This is a genomic window from Streptomyces sp. NPDC036822 (assembly GCF_055609145.1).
This window is the reverse complement of record NZ_JBVJPY010000010.1, coordinates 161,757-181,785: the sequence shown is the minus strand read 5'-3', so window position 1 is coordinate 181,785 and position 20,029 is coordinate 161,757. Positions and strand designations below refer to the sequence as shown.

At 71.3% G+C, this 20,029-nt stretch carries 21 protein-coding genes; 14 read left to right on the top strand and 7 right to left on the bottom strand.

Annotated features, from left to right (window positions below):
- Window positions 1-101: 101 nt before the first annotated feature.
- Window positions 102-1,481, top strand: coding sequence for an FAD-binding oxidoreductase (locus ACZ68P_RS23225; protein ID WP_471009116.1), 1,380 nt, complete (start codon window positions 102-104; stop codon window positions 1,479-1,481).
- 23 nt (window positions 1,482-1,504) lie between these two features.
- Here ACZ68P_RS23225 and ACZ68P_RS23220 read toward each other — a convergent pair whose 3' ends face one another.
- Window positions 1,505-2,023, bottom strand: coding sequence for an SsgA family sporulation/cell division regulator (locus ACZ68P_RS23220; protein ID WP_471009115.1), 519 nt, complete (start codon window positions 2,021-2,023; stop codon window positions 1,505-1,507).
- Window positions 2,024-2,357: 334 nt separating this feature from the next.
- Between ACZ68P_RS23220 and ACZ68P_RS23215 the strand changes: the two genes are divergently transcribed.
- On the top strand, window positions 2,358-3,941 hold the full coding sequence (locus ACZ68P_RS23215) for an RDD family protein (RefSeq protein WP_471009112.1): 1,584 nt from the start codon (window positions 2,358-2,360) through the stop codon (window positions 3,939-3,941).
- A gap of 185 nt (window positions 3,942-4,126) precedes the next feature.
- The gene (locus ACZ68P_RS23210) at window positions 4,127-4,858 is read left to right on the top strand and encodes an RDD family protein (RefSeq protein ID WP_471009109.1); all 732 of its coding nucleotides are present in this window, start codon (window positions 4,127-4,129) and stop codon (window positions 4,856-4,858) included.
- Between the two features lie 17 nt (window positions 4,859-4,875).
- Here ACZ68P_RS23210 and ACZ68P_RS23205 read toward each other — a convergent pair whose 3' ends face one another.
- Window positions 4,876-5,145, bottom strand: a complete 270-nt coding sequence (locus ACZ68P_RS23205) for a hypothetical protein (RefSeq protein ID WP_471009108.1) — start codon at window positions 5,143-5,145, stop codon at window positions 4,876-4,878.
- A 371-nt stretch (window positions 5,146-5,516) separates the two neighbouring features.
- Between ACZ68P_RS23205 and ACZ68P_RS23200 the strand changes: the two genes are divergently transcribed.
- Together ACZ68P_RS23200 and ACZ68P_RS23195 are read left to right on the top strand one after the other, a co-directional pair.
- Window positions 5,517-7,961 carry an immune inhibitor A domain-containing protein gene (locus ACZ68P_RS23200; protein ID WP_471009106.1) on the top strand — a complete coding sequence of 815 codons (2,445 nt, stop codon included), beginning with the start codon at window positions 5,517-5,519 and terminating at the stop codon, window positions 7,959-7,961.
- 123 nt (window positions 7,962-8,084) lie between these two features.
- On the top strand, window positions 8,085-8,378 hold the full coding sequence (locus tag ACZ68P_RS23195; RefSeq protein ID WP_365715357.1) for a hypothetical protein: 294 nt from the start codon (window positions 8,085-8,087) through the stop codon (window positions 8,376-8,378).
- Window positions 8,379-8,436: 58 nt separating this feature from the next.
- Here the strand turns inward: ACZ68P_RS23195 and ACZ68P_RS23190 are convergent, their stop codons facing one another.
- Both ACZ68P_RS23190 and ACZ68P_RS23185 read right to left on the bottom strand, forming a co-directional pair.
- Window positions 8,437-9,036 (bottom strand): isochorismatase family protein, encoded by a 600-nt coding sequence (locus ACZ68P_RS23190; RefSeq protein WP_471009104.1) that lies wholly within the window; start codon window positions 9,034-9,036, stop codon window positions 8,437-8,439.
- A gap of 98 nt (window positions 9,037-9,134) precedes the next feature.
- Window positions 9,135-10,463, bottom strand: coding sequence for a nicotinate phosphoribosyltransferase (locus ACZ68P_RS23185; protein ID WP_471009101.1), 1,329 nt, complete (start codon window positions 10,461-10,463; stop codon window positions 9,135-9,137).
- Window positions 10,464-10,566: 103 nt separating this feature from the next.
- Here ACZ68P_RS23185 and clpS point away from each other — a divergent pair, with 103 nt between their 5' ends.
- The 4 genes from clpS to ACZ68P_RS23165 all read left to right on the top strand — a co-directional run bounded on the left by clpS (window position 10,567) and on the right by ACZ68P_RS23165 (window position 13,754).
- On the top strand, window positions 10,567-10,872 hold the full coding sequence (clpS, locus tag ACZ68P_RS23180) for an ATP-dependent Clp protease adapter ClpS (RefSeq protein ID WP_365715354.1): 306 nt from the start codon (window positions 10,567-10,569) through the stop codon (window positions 10,870-10,872).
- Window positions 10,872-11,450, top strand: a complete 579-nt coding sequence (locus ACZ68P_RS23175) for a DUF2017 domain-containing protein (RefSeq protein WP_471009099.1) — start codon at window positions 10,872-10,874, stop codon at window positions 11,448-11,450. Before clpS ends, ACZ68P_RS23175 begins: the two co-directional genes overlap by 1 nt.
- Window positions 11,451-11,818: 368 nt before the next feature.
- Window positions 11,819-13,246, top strand: coding sequence for an amino acid permease (locus ACZ68P_RS23170; RefSeq protein WP_471009097.1), 1,428 nt, complete (start codon window positions 11,819-11,821; stop codon window positions 13,244-13,246).
- A 76-nt stretch (window positions 13,247-13,322) separates the two neighbouring features.
- Window positions 13,323-13,754, top strand: coding sequence for a M67 family metallopeptidase (locus tag ACZ68P_RS23165; protein ID WP_471009095.1), 432 nt, complete (start codon window positions 13,323-13,325; stop codon window positions 13,752-13,754).
- Here ACZ68P_RS23165 and ACZ68P_RS23160 read toward each other — a convergent pair.
- Window positions 13,739-14,734, bottom strand: coding sequence for a GlxA family transcriptional regulator (locus tag ACZ68P_RS23160; protein ID WP_471009092.1), 996 nt, complete (start codon window positions 14,732-14,734; stop codon window positions 13,739-13,741). The genes ACZ68P_RS23165 and ACZ68P_RS23160 overlap by 16 nt on opposite strands.
- Before the next feature lie 35 nt (window positions 14,735-14,769).
- On the opposite strand from ACZ68P_RS23160, the gene ACZ68P_RS23155 reads away from it, so the two are divergent.
- The 4 genes from ACZ68P_RS23155 to ACZ68P_RS23140 all read left to right on the top strand — a co-directional run bounded on the left by ACZ68P_RS23155 (window position 14,770) and on the right by ACZ68P_RS23140 (window position 17,015).
- The gene (locus ACZ68P_RS23155; RefSeq protein WP_471009234.1) at window positions 14,770-15,444 is read left to right on the top strand and encodes an HD domain-containing protein; all 675 of its coding nucleotides are present in this window, start codon (window positions 14,770-14,772) and stop codon (window positions 15,442-15,444) included.
- Window positions 15,445-15,563: 119 nt separating this feature from the next.
- Window positions 15,564-15,680 (top strand): putative leader peptide, encoded by a 117-nt coding sequence (locus ACZ68P_RS23150; protein ID WP_332836496.1) that lies wholly within the window; start codon window positions 15,564-15,566, stop codon window positions 15,678-15,680.
- A 100-nt stretch (window positions 15,681-15,780) separates the two neighbouring features.
- Complete coding sequence (locus tag ACZ68P_RS23145; protein ID WP_365715347.1) at window positions 15,781-16,059, top strand: MoaD/ThiS family protein; 279 nt, start codon at window positions 15,781-15,783, stop codon at window positions 16,057-16,059.
- Window positions 16,060-16,064: 5 nt separating this feature from the next.
- Window positions 16,065-17,015: a PLP-dependent cysteine synthase family protein gene (locus ACZ68P_RS23140; RefSeq protein ID WP_471009090.1), complete on the top strand. Its 951-nt coding sequence runs from the start codon at window positions 16,065-16,067 to the stop codon at window positions 17,013-17,015.
- Between the two features lie 43 nt (window positions 17,016-17,058).
- On the opposite strand, the gene ACZ68P_RS23135 is transcribed toward ACZ68P_RS23140, so the two are convergent.
- A complete protein-coding gene (locus ACZ68P_RS23135) occupies window positions 17,059-17,577 on the bottom strand; it encodes a type II toxin-antitoxin system PemK/MazF family toxin (protein ID WP_471009088.1) in 519 nt (172 codons plus the stop codon).
- A 245-nt stretch (window positions 17,578-17,822) separates the two neighbouring features.
- Here ACZ68P_RS23135 and ACZ68P_RS23130 point away from each other — a divergent pair, with 245 nt between their 5' ends.
- On the top strand, window positions 17,823-18,575 hold the full coding sequence (locus ACZ68P_RS23130; RefSeq protein ID WP_471009085.1) for an MBL fold metallo-hydrolase: 753 nt from the start codon (window positions 17,823-17,825) through the stop codon (window positions 18,573-18,575).
- Between the two features lie 78 nt (window positions 18,576-18,653).
- On the opposite strand, the gene ACZ68P_RS23125 is transcribed toward ACZ68P_RS23130, so the two are convergent.
- A complete protein-coding gene (locus tag ACZ68P_RS23125; protein ID WP_471009082.1) occupies window positions 18,654-19,919 on the bottom strand; it encodes a PTS transporter subunit EIIC in 1,266 nt (421 codons plus the stop codon).
- Window positions 19,920-20,029 lie beyond the last annotated feature (110 nt).

Sequence of the window (20,029 nt, the reverse complement as noted above, 5' to 3'; positions counted from 1 at the left end):
CTGTGCGCCAGTACGAAGAGCACACGAAGCGCCCACTCCGCTCTGGGAAGGCGAACGTCCGGCGGGTTCACACCGATGGCCCCGGGTGCCACGCTGGACGTATGGACGATCTTCTGACGCGGCTCCAGGAACGACTGCGGGCGGGCCTGCCCGCCGAGGCGCTGATCACCGACCGGGACATCACCGCCTCCTACGCCCACGACATGGCGAGCTTCTGCGCGGCCGGCACCCCGGCCGCCGTCGTGCTGCCCCGCACGGTCGAGGAGGTGCAGTACGTGATGCGCACCGCGACCGAACTCCGCGTCCCTGTCGTCCCCCAGGGCGCGCGCAGTGGCCTGTCCGGCGCCGCCAACGCCTCCGAGGGCTGCATCGTGCTCTCCCTGGTCAGGATGGACCGCATCCTGGAGATCAACCCCGTCGACCGGGTCGCCGTGGTCGAACCGGGGGTGATCAACGCCGTGCTGTCCCGGGCCGTCAACGAACACGGCCTGTACTACCCGCCGGACCCCTCCAGCTGGGAGATGTGCACCATCGGAGGGAACATCGGCACCGCGTCCGGCGGCCTGTGCTGTGTGAAGTACGGGGTGACGGCGGAGTACGTCCTCGGTCTCGACGTCGTCCTCGCCGACGGCCGGCTCCTGACCACCGGCCGCCGCACCGCCAAGGGCGTCGCGGGATACGACCTGACCAGGCTCTTCGTCGGCTCGGAAGGCAGCCTCGGCATCGTCGTCAAGGCGGTGCTCTCGCTCCGGCCGCAGCCGCCGCGCCAGCTCGCCCTCGCCGCCGAGTTCCCCTCCGCGGCCGCCGCCTGCGAGGCCGTCTGCGCGATCATGGAGCGCGGCCACACGCCCTCACTGCTGGAACTCATGGACCGCACCACCGTCCAGGCGGTCAACCGGCTGGCGCAGATGGGGCTCCCCGACACGACCGAGGCGCTGCTCCTGTGCGCCTTCGACACCCCCGACCCGGCCGCCGACCTCGCCGCCGTCGGCGAGCTGTGCACGGCCGCGGGGGCGACCGAGGTCGTCCCCGCCGAGGACGACGCCGAGTCCGAACTGCTGCTGCAGGCACGCCGGCTGTCGCTGACCGCCCTGGAGACGGTCAAGCCGGCGACGATGATCGACGACGTGTGCGTACCGAGGACGAAGCTCGCCGCGATGCTCGACGGCACCGCCGCCATCGCCGCGAAGCACGACCTCACCATCGGCGTCTGCGCCCACGCGGGCGACGGCAACACGCACCCGGTGGTCTGCTTCGACCACGCCGACGAGGACGAGTCGCGGCGGGCGCGGGAGTCCTTCGACGAGATCATGGCCCTCGGTCTGGAGCTGGGCGGCACGATCACCGGCGAACACGGCGTGGGCGTCCTGAAGAAGGAGTGGCTGGCCCGGGAGCTGGGGCCGGTCGGCCTCGAACTCCAGCGGGGCATCAAGCGCACCTTCGACCCGCTGAACCTGCTCAACCCCGGCAAGCTGTTCTGAGCTCCGCCCCCGGGCCACCGTCCTCACCCCTCACCGTCCTGCGGCTCGTCGCTCGGCCGGGTGGTCTCCCCGCCGAGGGACGGCGAGGGGTCGCGCGGCCACACCTCGTCACAGACGGCGGTCGTCGCGAGGAGCGCGTCGATGCCGTCGTCGATCCCCAGCCGCTCGGCCTCGGTGCCGGACGGGACGGTGCGCAGGGTCCGCTCCAGCCAGGCGCACACCTGCCCGGAGGGCGCTTCGAGGAGCGCGTCGCCGTCGGGGGAGGAGAGCGCCATCAGCACGACCTCGCGCCCCTCCACCTTCGTGGGCCAGACACGGACGTCCCCGTGGCCGCACGGCCGGAAGACGCCCTCGACGAGAAGCTCCCGGGCGAACGTCCAGTCGACCGGGTGGTCCGACCCGATGTGGAAGGTGACGTGGACGGCGTACGGGTCGTCGGTGCGGTAGACGAGCCGGGCGGGGACGGGGACGGCGCGCTCGGGGGAGAGCACCAGCTTCAGCTCCAGCTCGCGCTCGACGACGGTGTTCTCGGTGTTCCGCATGGGCTTGCTCCCTCTCGTGTACACGGCCCGGACGGGCCCGCACCGGGAGAGAGCGCGGCCGTGACGAGGTATGACGCGACTTCGGCGAGGTTTTTTCGGGAAGGCGGGAAACGGCCCGTCGTCACGATCGGTGACAGGACAGGGGAGAACATCCGTCCGAGGGGCGAGCCTCGGCCTGAGGGTGACGGTGAGTGGCGAGTTTGTGGGGATGTCGCTCGAAGGCGGGTTTTCTCCCGGCCTCCGTCTTCCCGGGGCCGCGTTCTTCGTTACTGTCCTCCTTGGGCCGCGCGCCCGATGGTCGTGGAAAGCGTTGTGACGGAACGGAGTCGGGGCAGTGGCTACTCCTCCTGGAGCCGGCGGGGAGGTACCGCAGGCCGGGTACTACCCGGACCCGTCCATCCCCGGATACATCCGGTACTGGAACGGGGGCGCCTGGGTGCCCGGGACGAGCCGTCCCGCACCTCGGGAGGGCGAGGCCCTGCCCGGGCCGCCCGCCGGGACGATGCCCCCGGGCCCGGCCCTCGCCCCGAACCCGGCGCCCGCTCCGGTGCCCGTGCCCGCCGTGGAGGAGACCGGACCGGTCTTCCTCGACGAGGACCCGGTCGTCGAGACCCGGCCCGACCCCGAGCCGGCGTCGGCGTGGCACGCGGACGTCTCCCGGCAGACGGGCTTCGGCGGCGACCGCGACCAGAAGGTGTCGTGGGGCGCGCCGGACGCGGAGTCCACGCCTACGGCCGCCGTCCAGGACCCCCGCGTGTCCGCGTCCCCGGCCAGGCTCGGCGGCATGCCCGTCACTCCGGCGGCGTCAGCCGACCCGACGGGGGGCGCCCTGCCGGGCGTCCGCAGGCCCCAGCAGTCGACGGACCGGCAGCGGCCGGGCGCCGAGGGCACGATGACGATCCGCGCGTTCCCGCCGCAGGCGCAGCCCTCGGCACAGTCCCCCGTACAGCCCCAGGCACAGCCCCGGCCGACGGCGCAGGCCCCGGCGACCGACCGGACCGACGCGTCCGCGCGGGAGGAGCAGCGAGGCGGCGCCCAGGCGCCGCAGGGCGGGCCGGGACATCCGGCCGCCCCGCAGGGTCCGCGGAGCGGGACGGGAGCACCGGTCCAGCAGGGGCCGCGGACGGCGCCCGCCCAGCAGGGCCCCCAGGGGCTGAACGCCTCCCACGCGGCCGCGGATCCGCAGGCCCCCGCCCAGGGCGGCCAGCCCGGCCGGTCCGGGCCGGCTCCGGCGGCCGGCTCCGCCCCGGCGGCTGCCGCTCCCGCCCCCGCCCCGGTCACGACCGGCCCCGGCGGTGGCGCCCCTTCCTGGCCGCAGCAGGTCCACCAGCTGGCCCAGCCGGCGGCCGGGGGGACGGCCGAGGCCGGACAGCCCGTCGTGCCCTGGAAGCCGCCCGTCGAGGACCCCTTCCTGAAGGCCGCCCGCGCCCAGGCCGCCGCCCGCCCGGCCGGACTCGGCAAGCGGCTCGCCGCCCGGCTCGTCGACACCGTCGTGCTCGGCGCGCTCACCGGTGCGGCGTCGTTCCCCTTCGTCGTCAAGGCGCTCGACCACATCGACGCCAAGATCGAGGCGGCCAAGCAGTCCGGAGTCACCGTCCAGGTGTGGCTCCTCGACGGCACCACCTCCCTCTACTTCGGGATCGCGCTGGCCGTCCTGCTCGTCCTCGGCCTGCTGTACGAGGCGGTGCCCACCGCCAAGTGGGGCCGCACGCTCGGCAAGAAGATGTGCGGGCTCCAGGTACGGGACATCGAGGCGCACGAGCCGCCGACCTTCGGCGCGTCCCTGCGCCGCTGGCTCGTGTACAGCCTCCTCGGGCTGCTCGCGGTCGGTGTCCTCAACGTGATCTGGTGCCTCTTCGACCGTCCGTGGCGGCAGTGCTGGCACGACAAGACGGCCCACACCTTCGTCGCCGGCTGACCGGCGGGCCTCCGGTGGACCGGCCGGGACCGAACCGGCGGCGGGCCGAGCCGGACCGACCGGAACCGAACCGGCGCGGCCCGGCGGCGCGGCCCGGCCGGACGGCCGATCAGGACCCGTACGGCGGTCCCCCGTACGGGCGGCGAAGCGTTGCGGGGCGCCCTCGCGCGGGGTGCACTGCCCCCATGAGCAACGACCAGCCGACGCCCGGACAGCCGCCCGAGGACGATCCGTTCCGCAAGAAGCCGCAGGACCCCCCGCCGCCGTCTGCGGGGTCCCCCTACGGCGGTCAGCCCCCGGACGGTCCGCCGCCCGGAGGGCCGCCCCCCGGCAGCCCGCCGCCCGGTGGTCCGCCCCCGGGATCGCCGTACGGCAGTACGCCGCCTCCGCCCTACGGCGGCGGGTTCGGCGGGGGCTACGGCGGTGCGGATCCCCTCGCCGGGATGCCGCCGCTCGCCGATTCCGGCCGGCGCATCCTCGCCCGCCTGATCGACTGGCTGATCATCGCCGTGCCGCTCGCGCTCATCGGCATCCCGTTCGACGTCTACCAGCGCGCGACGGACAACGACGCCGACTTCGGCGACACCGTCAACAGCTTCAACGGAGGGGCGCAGCTGGTCTTCCAGCTCATCACCATCGTCGCGTACGTCGCCTACGACACCGTGATGACCGCCAGGAACGGCCAGACCCTCGGCAAGAAGTGGCTGAAGCTGCGGGTCGCGATGCTCAACGACGGCTCCACACCGCCGATGAACGCCTCGCTCATCCGCGCCGTCGTGCTGTGGCTGCCCGCGCTGATCTGCTGCGCGTGCCTGTGGCCGCTGCTGATCCTGATCCTGATCCTCGTGGACAAGCCCTACAAGCAGGGCCTTCACGACAAGGCCGCCAAGACCGTGGAGGTCTCCGTGGGCCGGTAGACCGAGGAGTCAGCGGCTCACGAACCGATCCGGGTATCGGCCCCCGCACCCACGCGGACGGGCGGTACCCGGATCTCGTCGTTCCGGGGCAGCGGCGCCGCGGCCGGTCGGGACCCCCGGTGCGCCGGAAGCGTCATCGCCACGACCAGTCCGAGGAGGAGCCCGGCAGCGCAGATGACCACGATCCCCAGGGTGCTGGTCGTACGGGAGAGCAGCAGCAGGGCGACGGTGGAGAAGACGACGGTCGCCGAACCGTAGGCGAGCTGTGCGGCGTTCGGACGCGGCATGACGGGTACCGTCCCTCGAGGCATCGGCGGGTCGCACTCCCTGACTGGCGCCGGGTGGGCACACACCCGAGCGACTCTACGAGGGTCCATGCCCGAGCGGAACCGGTGGTAAGCGTGACCTCACCCACGGTGCGGGTGCACAAGGGGCGCATGGAGTCATCGATTCGCCAACCTCCCGTCGCGATGCGCCTGCTGGATGTCCGCATACCGGAAGACCGCTCCTGCATAGTGCAGTTGGTATGTGCAAGTCAAGGTCTGTCTTTTCTCGCGTAACTCCGGTCGAATGTCGTCACTTGTGACGCGCACCCCGCCCGCGGACATCACCCCACCTCCGGTCCGTGGCATCGGGGCGCCGGGGAGGACTACATCAAGTGACCAACAGACGACGGGCGCTCAAGGCGTCCGCAGTCGTCGTGGTGCTCGCGGCCACCGCCGCCACCGCCTCGACCTTCACCACCGCATGGGCCGACAACAAGGGTCCGGGCGCGCCGGCCGGCATCGAGCGCCAGGACCCGGCCCCCGGTTCCCACGTGGAGAAGACCGCGGTCGACCACGACCTCGACGGTCCGTTCAGCAAGCAGCAGGCCCAGCAGCGCGAGGCCGCGCTCGAGCAGGTGCTGAGCGGCGACGCCAAGGTGGAGCGCCGCGGGGGTTCCCAGGTCGTCAAGCTCGACAGCAAGAAGTACGTCGAGCTGGGCCGGGAGAAGACCGACAAGATCTTCACGATCCTGGTCGAGTTCGGCGACAAGGTGGACAGCACGACGCTGGTCGACCGCGCCGACGACGACACGGCCGAGCCGAAGCCGAAGTTCGGCGGCACGCCCGGCCCGCTGCACAACCAGATAGCCGAGCCGGACCGTACGAAGGACAACTCGACGGCCTGGCAGAAGGACTACAACCAGCAGCACTTCCAGGACCTCTACTTCGGCACCGGCAAGGACAAGAAGACCGGCCAGCCCAAGGAGAGCCTGAAGACCTACTACGAGAAGACCTCCTCCGGCCGGTACTCGGTCGAGGGCGGCGTCTCCGACTGGGTCAAGGTCGAGTACAACGAGGCCCGCTACGGCTCGAACTACTGCGGCAACAGCAACTGCGCCAACGTCTGGGACGCCGTCCGCGACGGTGTCACCGCGTGGACCGCCGACCAGAAGGCCAAGGGCCGCACCGACGCCCAGATCAAGGCCGACCTGGCGCAGTACGACCAGTGGGACCGCTACGACTTCGACGCCGACGGCAACTTCAACGAGGCCGACGGCTACATCGACCACTTCCAGATCGTCCACGCGGGCGAGGACGAGTCGGCGGGCGGCGGCGCCCAGGGCGGCGACGCCCTGTGGGCCCACCGCTGGTACGCGTACGGCACGGACGCGGGCAAGACCGGACCGGCGAACAACAAGTCCGGCGGCACCCAGATCGGCACCTCGGGCATCTGGGTCGGCGACTACACGATGCAGCCCGAGAACGGCGGCCTCGGAGTCTTCGCCCACGAGTACGGTCACGACCTCGGTCTTCCCGACCTGTACGACACCTCCGGCAAGGCCGGCGCCGAGAACTCGACCGGCTTCTGGTCCCTCATGTCCTCCGGCTCCTGGCTCGGCCGGGGCAAGGACTCGATCGGCGACCTGCCCGGCGACATGAACTCGTGGGACAAGCTGCAGCTCGGCTGGCTCGACTACACCAAGGTGAGCAACGAGCAGCGCGCCACGAAGTCCACCCACAAGCTGGGCGTGGCCGCGTACAACACCAAGAACCCGCAGGCGCTCGTCGTCGAGCTGCCGAAGAAGCAGGTCACCACCGAGGTCGTCGCGCCCGCCGAGGGTGCCACGCAGTGGTGGAGCGACATGGGTGACGACCTCAAGAACACCCTGACCCGCTCGGTCGACCTCACCGGCAAGTCGAAGGCCACCCTGGAGCTCAAGGGCTGGTACGACATCGAGCTGGACTACGACTACCTCTACACCGAGGTGTCGACGGACGGCGGCGCCAACTGGACGGCGCTGGACGGCACCGCCGACGGCAAGCCGCTGCCGCGTGACGCGAGCGGCGCCCCGGCGCTGACCGACGTCTCCGGCGCGTACAAGAACCTGGTGTACGGCCTGGACGCCTACGCCGGCAAGAAGTTCGATCTCCGCTTCCGTTACCAGACGGACGGCGGCGCGGGCGGCAAGGGCTTCGCGGCCGACGCCATCACGCTGACCGCCGACGGTGCCGCCGTCTTCTCGGACAACGTCGAGAACGGCGACAACGGCTGGACGGCCAAGGGCTTCTCGCGGATCGGCAAGGGCTTCACCAAGGAGTACGAGCAGTACTACCTCGCGGAGAACCGCCAGTACGTCTCGTACGACGCGACCCTGAAGGTCGGCCCGTACAACTTCGGGTTCACCGGCGACAAGGCGAGCTGGGTCGAGCACTACCCGTACCAGAACGGTCTGCTCGTCTGGCTGTGGGACACCTCGCAGAAGGACAACAACACGGCCGTCCACCCGGGCCAGGGCCTGATCCTGCCGGTCGACGCGCACCCGACGCCGCTGAAGAACGCCGACGGCACCCTGATGCGCAACCGCGTCCAGGCGTACGACTCGACCTTCGGCACCTACCGCACCGACGCGATCCGGCTGCACAAGGCCGGCGTGCCGGCGTGGGTGGGCTCGCAGCTCGGCAACCCGGTCTTCGACGACCGGCGGGGTACGTACTGGTACCAGGAGACCGAGCGGGCCGGCGTCAAGATAACTGACACCAACACCAAGATCCAGGTCGTCAAGGAGCCGAAGGATGGCCAGACGATCACGGTCCAGGTCGGTCCGTCCCAGAAGTAAAGAGTAAAACCGCAGGTCAAAGCATGATCGGCCGTCGCCCTCTAGCGGGCGGCGGCCGATCGTGTTTAGGTGCGTCTGACGGATTCCTTATTGACAGCGAACGTACGGGGGAGTGGTTTCGGCATGCCTGGTGGAGGTTTTTGCAAGTTGCCCGGGGGGAGCGTGGTCGTCGCGATCGGGCTGCCCAGCCCGGCCGGCGACGGTGCCACCGTCCGCTTCCTCGTCCACGCGGCGAACCGTGCCCGCGCCCTGACCAGGCTGCGGAACCACGGGCTGCGGGCGGTCTACCTCCGGGGCAACGCGGAGCCCCCGACGCCCGACGAGATCACGGCGGTGCTCCACCACCCGGACGGTCTCCTGTGGCGGTCCACGGCCCAGGAGCTGTGGCACCCCATACGTTCCCTGCCGACCGGCTGACGGCCGCCGCCTTCGCGGGGCGCCCGGGTGCCCCGCGAAGGGCCGGTCACGGCGGGACTCAGGCCACGACCGGCTTCCCGGTCAGCTCGACCCCCGCGCTCCGCAGCTCCTCCAGAGCGCGGTCCGTCGTCTCCTTCGCGACACCGGCCGTGAGGTCGAGCAGCACATGCGTGCGGAAGCCCTCCCGTGCCGCGTCCAGCGCGGTCGCCCGCACGCAGTGGTCCGTCGCGATGCCCACCACGTCGACCTCCTCGACCTGACGCTCGCGCAGCCACTCGGCGAGCGTCATGCCGTTCTCGTCTCGCCCCTCGAAGCCGCTGTACGCCGCCTCGTAGGCGCCCTTGTCGAAGACGGCCTCGATCGCCCCGCTGGCGACCGCCGGAGCGAAGTTGGGGTGGAAGCCGACGCCTTCCGTGCCGGCGACGCAGTGCACCGGCCACGAGGTGACGTAGTTCGGCTCCTGGCCCTCCGCGGCGAAGTGGTCACCCGGATCGACGTGGTGGTCGCGGGTGGCCACCACGTGCCGGTACGCGGCGCCCGCGGCATCGCCGACCAGGTCGGTGATGGCGGCGGCGACGTCCGCTCCTCCCGCCACCGCGAGGCTGCCGCCCTCGCAGAAGTCGTTCTGAACGTCCACGACGATCAATGCGCGGTGCATGGGGGGAGTCCTTAGCGGGTCGGAGGGGGAACGACTTCGAGCCTAGAGACTTCCCCCTCCCTTCGGGAGGGGGCATTTCAGGGCGTTACGACTGCGTCCTACACGTACTCGGTCGGCAGCACCGGCTCGCCCCGGGACAGCTGCATCGCCGACATCGGCAGCCCGGCCCGCGCCGCGATGTGCCGCGCCCGGGCCGCCTCCAGCGGTTCGCGGGCCACCACGTCGCCGCCCTTGACCAGCTCGACGAGCAGCGTGCGGTCGGCCAGCTCCGGCGGGACCTGGCCCGTGCCGATCACCTCCGCCTCGGCCACGCCGTCCGCGTCGGTCCGCCGCGCCGCCCACTTGCGGCCGCCGACCGACGCCTTCCCGCCCAGCGACTTCTTCGCCACCGCCGTCAGCGGCGCCTTCGGGTCCGCCGACCGGGCGCGGGCGACCAGCTTGTAGACCATCGAGCAGGTCGGGTGCCCGCTGCCGGTGACCAGCTGCGTCCCCACCCCGTAGGCGTCCACCGGGGCCGCCGCCAGGGACGCGATGGCGTACTCGTCGAGGTCCGAGGTGACCACGATCCTGGTGTTCGTCGCGCCCAGCTCGTCGAGCTGCGCGCGCACCCGGTGCGCCACGAGGAGCAGGTCGCCGGAGTCGATCCGCACGGCGCCGAGCTCCGGGCCGGCCACCTCCACGGCGGCGCGGACGGCCTCGGCCACGTCATAGGTGTCGACGAGCAGGGTCGTACCCCTGCCCAGCGAGTCGACCTGCGCCCGGAACGCGTCCCGCTCGGTGTCGTGCAGCAGGGTGAAGGCGTGGGCGGAGGTGCCGACGGTCGGGATGCCGTAGCGGAAGCCGGCCGCGAGGTCCGAGGTGGAGTCGAAGCCGCCGACGTACGCGGCCCGCGACGAGGCGACCGCGGCGAGCTCGTGGGTGCGCCGGGCGCCCATCTCGATCAGCCGCCGGCCGCCGGCCGCGGCCGACATCCGGGAGGCGGCCGCCGCGATGGCCGAGTCGTGGTTGAGGATCGAGAGGATCACCGTCTCCAGGAGCACGCACTCGGCGAAGGAGCCCTCGACCCGCAGGAGGGGCGAGCCGGGGAAGTACACCTCGCCCTCGGGGTAGCCCCAGATGTCCCCGGAGAAGCGGTAGCCCGCGAGCCACTGGAGGGTCGGCTCGTCAACGATGCCCTGCTCGCGCAGGAAGCCGATCACGGCCGGGTCGAAACGGAAGTTCTCGACGGCGTCCAGGACCCGTCCCGTGCCGGCCACCACGCCGTAGCGCCGCCCCTCGGGCAGGCGCCGGGTGAAGACCTCGAAGACGGAGCGCCGGTCGGCGGTGCCGCCCCGGAGGGCCGCCTGGAGCATGGTCAGCTCGTACTGGTCGGTGAAGAGCGCGGTCGACGGCACGTCCACCGGGAGCCCAAGGTCCGCAGCGTTCATGTCAGCGATGCTACCCCCGAATACTCGTCAGAGTGACGATTTCTACGTCCGGCCGTGTGACCCGTTTGTGCGACACGCCACTTCGGGTGGCAGCATGGGGTGAGTGAGCGTCGCGCCTATCGAGATCGAACGTACGGAATCGTCCGAGGAGACCTTCGCGGTCGTCGAGCCGGACGTGCCGTGGGTGACGATCGTGCACAACGACCCGGTCAATCTGATGAGCTATGTGACCTACGTCTTCCAGGCGTACTTCGGTTACTCCAAGGACAAGGCGCACAAGCTGATGCTCGACGTGCACCACAAGGGCCGCGCGGTGGTCTCCGCCGGCACGCGTGAGGAGATGGAACGGGACGTGCAGGCGATGCACGGCTACGGCCTGTGGGCGACGCTGTCGCAGGACCGCGGCTGATGGCCCGGCACTTCGAGGCGCTGCCGGGCGGCGGCGCGGCCGTCGCGCTCGACGAGGTCGAGATCTCCATCCTCCGCTCCCTCGCCGTCCAGCTCATGGAGCTGCTCGGACCGGGCGACGAGCCCGTCGAGGGCGAGGACCCGCTCGCCGCGCTCTTCGCCGAGGGGCCGAGCGAGGCCCCCAGCGACCCCGCGCTCAAGCGCCTCTTCCCCGACGCGTACGGCGACGAGGACGAGGAGCTGCGGGCCGCCGCGGCCGACTTCCGCCGGTTCACCGAGAAGGACCTGCGGTCCCGCAAGCGCGCCGACGCCCTCTGCGTCGTCCGCAGTCTCGACGCGCTGGCCCCGACCGGCGAGGCCGGGGCCGTCCTCAAGCTCACCGCCGACGAGTCGCGGGCCTGGCTCGGCGCGCTCAACGACCTGCGGCTGACGATCGGGACCCGGCTGGAGGTCACCGACGAGGACGAGAGTGGTGACCTGTACCGGCTGCCGGACTCCGATCCGCGCAAGCCGATGGTGATGGCGTACCTCTGGCTCGGGGCGCTCCAGGAGACCCTCGTCGAGACGCTGATGCCGTAGGTCGTGTCCGGCCCCTCCCTGGCCCGTCCCCGTACGGACCGGCGGCCCCGCACCTCCCGAACGTCACGCGCCGTTCGCTCAGCGGACGCTCAAATCCGCATAACGAATCCGTCACCAAAGTGTTCTGGCTTGCCGTCTTGAGTCCTTTCTGTCCTCTTCTTCCTGTGGCGTGCGCCACAATCGCCCCGGCCGATCACTGTTTCCGCCGTGATAAATCTTCACGACCGCCCGGGGACGCCACCCCTGTTCCCGGGGGCGCTTCGGCCGGCTGATCGCCGGTAGCACTCCATCCACATCCGGGGGGATCAGGACCTGATCCGCGGCCAGACGCAGTCGGCGCGGATCAGCATGGAGAAAGGCGCACCACCATGACCTCAGTGCAGGTCGACAAGCAGAACGACGGCACCGACGGGGCCGTGGGCGGCGGCGAGGGCTACCAGCGTGGCCTCGGCGCCCGGCAGATCCAGATGATCGCGATCGGCGGCGCCATCGGCACCGGCCTCTTCCTCGGCGCGGGCAAGGCCATCGCCAAGGCCGGCCCCAGCCTGATCCTCGCCTACGCCGTCGCGGGCCTGGTCATCTTCTTCATCATGCGGGCCCTGGGCGAGCTGCTCATGTACCGCCCGGTGTCGGGCTCCTTCGCGGAGTACGCCCGTGAGTTCGTCGGCCCGTTCTGGGGCTTCGTGACCGGATGGACGTACTGGCTCTTCTGGGTCGTCACCGGCATCACCGAGGTCACCGCCGCGGCCACCTACATGACGTACTGGTGGGACATCCCCCAGTGGATCTCCGCACTGGTCTTCACGGTCATCCTCTACGGCGCCAACCTGATCTCGGTGAAGCTCTTCGGTGAGCTGGAGTTCTGGTTCTCGATGGTCAAGGTCACCGCGATCATCGGCATGATCCTGATCTGCGCCGGCATCCTCACCGTCGGCTTCTCCGACGCGGGCGACACCGCCTCCGTGACCCACCTGTGGGACCAGGGCGGCTTCTTCCCCACCGGCGTCGGCAACACGCTGATGACCCTGCAGATCGTCATGTTCGCCTTCCTCGCGGTCGAGCTGGTCGGCGTCACCGCCGGCGAGTCCAAGGACCCGAAGACGGTCCTGCCCAAGGCGATCAACACCGTGCCGTGGCGCATCGCCGTCTTCTACGTCGGCGCGCTCATCATGATCCTGTCGGTCGTGCCGTGGACCGAGTTCCAGCCGGGCGTCTCCCCGTTCGTCGCCGCCTTCGAGAAGATGGGCCTCGGCGTCGGCGCCGCCATCGTCAACTTCGTGGTGCTGACCGCGGCCCTGTCCTCCTGCAACTCGGGCATGTACTCCACCGGCCGCATGCTGCGCGACCTCGCGCTCAACGGCCAGGGCCCGAAGGTCTTCACGCGGCTCACCAAGAACGGCACCCCGCTGCTCGGCCTGACCTTCTCGGCCTCGCTGATGCTGGTCGGCGTCTGGATCAACTACGTCGCCCCGGGCAAGGCCTTCGAGTACGTCGTCTCCTTCGCCACCATCTCCGGCATGTGGGCCTGGATCATGATCCTGGTCTGCCAGATCCGCTACCGGGCCAAGGCGAACCGCGGTGAACTCCCCGAGTCCACCTTCAAGGCCCCCGGAGCCCCCTACACCAGCTGGTTCGCGCTCGCCTTCATCCTCATGGTCATCGTGATGATGGGCATCGACGAGGGGGCCCGCGTCTCCCTCTACTGCGCGCCCGTCTGGGGCCTGATCCTGGGCGTCTCCTACCTGGTCCTGAAGTCCCGCAACCCCGAGGGCGCGGCCTTCGCCAAGCGTTCCTGACGCACTCGTCTCGGCATTCGGGCCGCCCCGTACCACTCCTCGGTACGGGGCGGCCCGTCTGTCTATCCTGTCCGACATGCTGACCATCACCCGGGCCCTGTACGACCAGATCGTGGAACACTCCCGCGCGGACCACCCCGACGAGGCCTGCGGCGTGGTCGCGGGCCCGGCCGGCACCGGCCGCCCCGAGCGGTTCATCCCGATGCTGAACGCCGCGCGCTCGCCCACGTTCTACGAGTTCGACTCGGCCGACCTGCTCAAGCTCTACCGCGACATGGACGACCGGGACGAGGAGCCCGTGGTCATCTACCACTCGCACACGGCGACCGAGGCCTACCCGTCCCGTACGGACATCTCCTACGCGAACGAGCCGGCCGCCCACTACGTCCTGGTCTCCACGGCCGACACCGACGGCGCGGGGCCCTTCCAGTTCCGCTCCTTCACCATCGTCGAGGGTGTCGTCACCGAGGAGGACGTCCAGGTCGTCGAGGCCTACGTCGAGGCCTGAGCCCCCTCCGGCCCGGAACCGGCGCCGGCCCCCGCGCCCGTCCCGGCCGTGCGGAAGCGGGCGAGGTAGGCGGAGGGCGTCACCCCGAAGTGCCGGGCGAACGCCCTGCGCAGGCTCTCGTCACTGCCGAGCCCGCTGCGCGCCGCCGCACCGGTGACGCTCGCCCCGCCCTCCAGCAGGAGCCGGGCCGCCTCCACCCGGACCCGCTCCACGTATCCGGCCGGAGTCGCGCCGGTCTGCTCCCGGAACAGCCGGGCCAGGTGGCGGACGCTGACCCCCGCCCGATGCGCGAGCGCCGTGGCACTGTGGTCGGCGCCCGGGTCGGCTGCCACCGCGTCGAGCAGCGGCCGCACCAGCGGATGACCGGTCGGGGGCGTGCGCGAGGCGGCCGAGAACTGCGACTGGCCGCCCGGCCGCTGGAGGAACACCACCAGGTCACGGGCGACCGCCCGGGCCGCCGCCGGACCCCGGTCCCGCTCCACCAGCGCCAGGCACAGGTCGATCCCGGCGCTCACCCCCGCCGAGGTGAAGACCGGCCCGTCCTCGACGAAGATCGCGTCCGGGGTCACCTCCACCCCGGGGTGGCGGCGCGCCAGCTCGGCCGCGTGCTCCCAGTGCGTCGTCGCCCGCCGCCCCTCGAGGAGCCCCGCGGCGGCGAGCGCGAAGGCCCCCGTGCACACCGCCGCGACCCGCTTCGCCCGGGGAGCGAGCGCGGCGACGTGCGCCACCGTCCCCGGGGCGCGCACGCACCGCTCCACGTCCACCGCGCCGGGCACCACGAGCGTGTCCGCCGCCGTGACCTCCTCCGCCGCCAGATCGGCGCCGAGGCGGAGCCCGGTCGAGGTCCGCACGTCCCGCCCGCCCGGCGTGCAGACGCGGACGGCGTAGGCCGGGCCGGCCGTGCCGAACACCTCCAGGGGCGCGGAGACGTCGAGCAGACGGACGCCGTCGAAGGCGAGGACCACCACGGTGTGTGCCATGTGTCCGATTGTGTGGGACACCCGTCCTCAAGGACATGGCGGGGGCGGACCGCGCCGAGGAGGCTGGGGCCATGAACCTCGACGAGATCGTCCCCGACAGCGCGATCGCCACCGCCGCCACCGAGCTGGTCCGCGACACCACGAGCGAGCTGATCTACCACCACTCCCGCCGCGTCCACCTCTTCGGAGCCCTCCAGGGCCGCGCCCGAGGACTCGACGTCGACCTCGAACTCCTCTACGTCGGCGCGATGTTCCACGACCTCGGCCTCCGCGAGGCCCACCGCGACAGCGGCCGCCGCTTCGAGGTCGACGGAGCGGAGGAGGCCGCCGCCTTCCTCCGCTCGTACGGGGTCGGCGAGGACGCGGTACGGCGCGTCTGGACGGCGATCGCCCTGCACACCACCCCCGGCATCCCGCAGTTCATGGAGCCGGAGGTGGCGCTCGTGACCGCCGGCGTGGAGTACGACGTGCTGGGCATCGGCTACGACGACCCCGCCGTCGTCTCCCCCGAGGACCGGGCGGCGATCGTCGCGCTCCACCCCCGCCCCGACTTCAAGCGCCGGATCCTGGGCGCCTTCGCCGAGGGGATCGCGCCCAGGCCGGAGACGACGTTCGGCAACGTGAAGGCGGACGTGCTGCGGCGCTTCGTTCCCGGCTTCGTCCCCGGCGACTTCGTCACCACCATCGAGGGCTCCGCCTGGCCCGAGTGACGGCCCCACCAGGGGCCCCCGGCCGCCGCGCCCGCACCCCGTCCGACTGGCGAGCAGCAACTGTCCGTCATGTGAGATCACATTCCGGAACCCGGACCGGGAATCGATACGATGACCGCATGGTTTCCCACGACGTGAGCGAACAGACGCCGGGCACACCCCTGCTCGTGGCCCGTCTGCACGTCGACCTGTGCCGCCTCGCCAGCGCGATGTGTACGTCCCGCGCCGCGCTCTGACCACCGATCTACGGCCCGAGCGCACCTCCAGCACGACCCCCTTCCGCGCGGGGGCCCCAGCCGCGCGCCCACCACGTCACTCCCGACAGGAGCCCACGCCATGGCCATCGAGGTCCGCATCCCGACCATCCTCCGCACCTACACCGACGGCGCCAAGGCCGTCGAGGGCAGCGGTGAGACCCTCGCCGAGCTCTTCGCCGACCTGGAGTCCCGCCACACCGGGATCGAGGCCCGCATCGTGGACGGGGGCAGCCTGCGCCGCTTCGTCAACGTCTACCTGAACGACGAGGACGTCCGCTTCCTCGACGGCATCGACACCAAGCTCACCGACGGTGACAACGTCACGATCCTGCCGGCCGTCGCCGGCGGCATGGTCTGATCCACATGCGTTACGACTCCCCGCTGGCGGCGGTCGGCAACACGCCCCTGGTCCGCCTGCCCCGGCTCTCACCCTCGGACGACGTCCGCATCTGGGCCAAGCTGGAGGACCGCAATCCCACCGGCTCGGTCAAGGACCGCCCCGCGCTCCACATGATCGAGCAGGCGGAGAAGGACGGCCGGCTCACCCCCGGCTGCACGATCCTGGAGCCGACCAGCGGCAACACCGGCATCTCCCTCGCCATGGCGGCGAAGCTCAAGGGCTACCGCATCGTCTGCGTCATGCCGGAGAACACCAGCGAGGAGCGGCGCCAGCTGCTCGCCATGTGGGGGGCGGAGATCATCTCGTCCCCCGCGGCGGGCGGGTCGAACACGGCGGTACGGGTCGCCAAGGAGCTGGCGACGCAGAACCCCTCGTGGGTGATGCTCTACCAGTACGGCAACCCCGACAACGCGGGCGCGCACTACGCCACCACCGGCCCCGAGATCCTCGCCGACCTGCCCTCCATCACGCACTTCGTGGCGGGCCTCGGCACCACCGGCACCCTCATGGGCGTCGGCCGCTACCTGCGCGAGCACAAGCCCGACGTCAAGATCGTCGCCGCCGAGCCGCGGTACGACGACCTGGTCTACGGCCTGCGGAACCTGGACGAGGGCTTCGTGCCGGAGCTCTACGACGCCTCCGTCCTCACCACCCGCTTCTCGGTCGGCTCGGCCGACGCCGTCACCCGGACCCGCGAGCTCCTCCAGCAGGAGGGCATCTTCGCGGGCGTCTCGACGGGCGCGGCGCTGCACGCGGCGATCGGCATGGGCAACAAGGCCGTGAAGGCCGGCGAGAGCGCGGACATCGCCTTCGTCGTCGCCGACGGCGGCTGGAAGTACCTGTCGACGGGCGTCTACACCGCCGCGACGACGGAGGAAGCGATCGAGACGCTCCAGGGCCAGCTCTGGGCCTGAGAGCCCGTCCCGCCCCGGTTCCCCGGCGCGCGGACCTCGGCGCTCACGCCAGATGGCGGACCCGGTCCCATACGACCGGGTCCGCCGTTCCCACTCTGCGGCGGAACTCCCGCACCGGGACCTCCCGCAGCTCGTCCGTCTCCAGGAAGCTCGGCCGCCCGTGCGCGTCGCCCACGGCCCCCGGCGGCAACGCGATCACCCCCGGCCGCTCGTCGTGGTACTTGCTGGTGATCTTGACGACGAGCGCCTGGTCGCCGCGGAGCGAGAGCACCAGGCACGGCCGGTCCTTCGACCCGGGGCCGTCCTCGTAGGGCACGTCGGCCCACCAGATCTCACCGGCCCGCGGCACCCGGCCGGGCGCCTTCGCGGGCGCTGTCCCGGGCCTCTTCGCGGGCGCGCGCCGCGGCCCCGACGGCCGCCCGGGCGGCCTGCGCGACGGGCTTCCGGGCCCCCGGTCACGGCCCCGGGGGCGTGAGCGCGAGCGCTTGAGGCCGTCCACCAGCGCGACGACCAGCGCGAGCACCACGACCGCGACGAGCGCCGGCCACCATGACGTGTCCATACCCCACGACGTTACCGGCGGCCCCCCGCCCGCGCCCCCGCGCCCCCAGGTCCATCCGAACCGGTGACAGCGCCCGTGAGTTCGCCCACAACGGGGCACTCACGAGGAGCGACGGGCCTGCGTGAGCCGTAGGCTCGGCAGATCGCACGATCTCTCCCTCAGTGACCGCTCAGCGACTCTCCAGTGACTCCCCAGCGACTGTCCCGCACCGTCCACGGACGCCCTTCCTCGGAGGTTCACGCTCCATGAAGCTCACCGTCGTCGGCTGCTCCGGGTCGTTCCCGTCCGCGGATTCGGCCTGTTCGAGCTACCTCGTAGAGGCCGACGGCTTCCGGCTGCTCCTCGACATGGGCAACGGCGCCCTGGGCGAGCTGCAGCGCCACATCGGTCTGTACGACCTCGACGCCATCTTCCTCAGCCATCTCCACGCCGACCACTGCATCGACATGTGCGGCTACTTCGTCGCCCGCTACTACCGCCACGAGGGCGGCCGCTGCGACGCGCTCCCCGTCTTCGCCCCGGAAGGCGCCGAGCAGCGTCTGACCACGGCGTACGCGGACACCCCTTCGGAGAAGGCGATGAGCGAGGTCTTCGACTTCCGGACGCTGACGTCGGGCACCTTCGAGCTCGGCCCGTTCACCGTCCGTACGGAGAAGGTGTGCCACCCGGTGGAGGCGTACGGCATCCGGATCGAGCACGGCGGCCGTTCCCTGACGTACTCCGGGGACACCGGGGTGTGCGACGCGCTGCACGAACTGGCAGCGGGGACGGACCTGTTCCTGTGCGAGGCGTCCTTCACCCACGGCAAGGAGGACATCCCGGCGCTGCACCTCAACGGCCGGGAGGCGGGGGCGGAGGCGGCCCGTTCCTCGGTCGGCCGGCTGGTGCTGACCCACATCCCGCCGTGGACGGACGGCGCCCTGAACCTGGCGGACGCGCGCGCGGTCTACAGCGGCCCGACGGAGCTGGCGCGGCCGGGCGCGGTCTACGAGATCTGACCGGCGCCGGCCACCGCGCAACGGGGAGGGCCCCGGAACCTGTGCGGTTCCGGGGCCCTTCCGTCGTACGGGTGAGGCTCACGCCTTGGTGAGGTCCTCGATCTCCTCCTCGGGCTCGCGGCCCGGGGTGGTGAGGTTGAACTTGGTGATCGCGAAGCGGAAGAGGACGTAGTAGACCACCGCGAAGACCAGGCCGATCGGGATGATCAGCCACGGCTTCGTCGCGAGGTTCCAGTTCAGGAGGTAGTCGATGGCGCCCGCGGAGAACGTGAAGCCCGCGTGGACGCCGAGGGCCCAGGTGACGGCCATCGAGACGGCGGTCAGGATCGCGTGGATCGCGTACAGGAGCGGCGCGATGAACATGAACGAGAACTCGATCGGCTCGGTCACGCCGGTGACGAAGGAGGTCAGCGCGAGGGAGACCATCATGCCGGTCACGGCCTTGCGGCGCTCCGGGCGAGCGGAGTGCGCGATGGCGAGCGCGGCGGCCGGGAGGCCGAACATCATGATCGGGAAGAAGCCGGACATGAAGATTCCGGCGCTCGGGTCACCCGCGAAGAAGCGGTTCAGGTCACCGTGGACGACCTCGCCGGCCGCGTTGGTGAAGTCACCGATCTGGAACCAGGAGACGGTGTTCACGAACTGGTGCATGCCGACCGGGATCAGCGCGCGGTTGATCAGGCCGAACAGGCCGGCACCGGCGGCGCCGAGGCCCGTCATCCACTCGCCGAAGCTGGAGATGCCGTTGCCGATCGGCTCCCAGACCAGACCGAAGACGACGCCCACCGCGGTGCCGACGAAGGCCATGATGATCGGGACGAGACGGCGGCCGTTGAAGAAGCCGAGCCAGTCGACCAGCTTGGTGCGGTGGAACTTCTGCCACAGCACCGCGGCGAGCAGACCCATGAGGATGCCGCCGAGGACGCCCGGGTTGTTGTACGTGGCCGCGACGTCGACGCCCTTGTTGGCGGTCGTGTTCACGACGGCCTCGGTCACCGGGAAGGCCTTGAGGACGTTGGCGTAGACAAGGAAGCCGACGAGGGCGGCGAGGGCGGTGGAGCCGTCGGCCTTCTTGGCGAAGCCGATGGCCACGCCTATGCAGAACAGCATCGGCAGGTTGTCGAAGACAGCGCCGCCGGCCGTGGCGAACACGGAGGCGACCTTGTCCCATCCGAGCCCGTCGGCGCCGAAGACGTCGGGCTGGCCGAGACGGAGCAAGATACCCGCGGCCGGCAGGACGGCGATCGGCAGCTGCAGGCTGCGACCGACCTTCTGCAGGCCCTGGAACAGGCCGGATCCGCGCTTCTTCGCGGGAGCGGCGGCCTGGGCGGTGGCCGTACTCATCAACTTCCTCCAGTAAGGCAAGGCGCCGCCAGAGGACAGTGAAAGGGGGCGACGGCGGCGTCTCGTGGAACGCGGTGGTCTGGACCGCGTGGTCTACACCAATGAGTGGT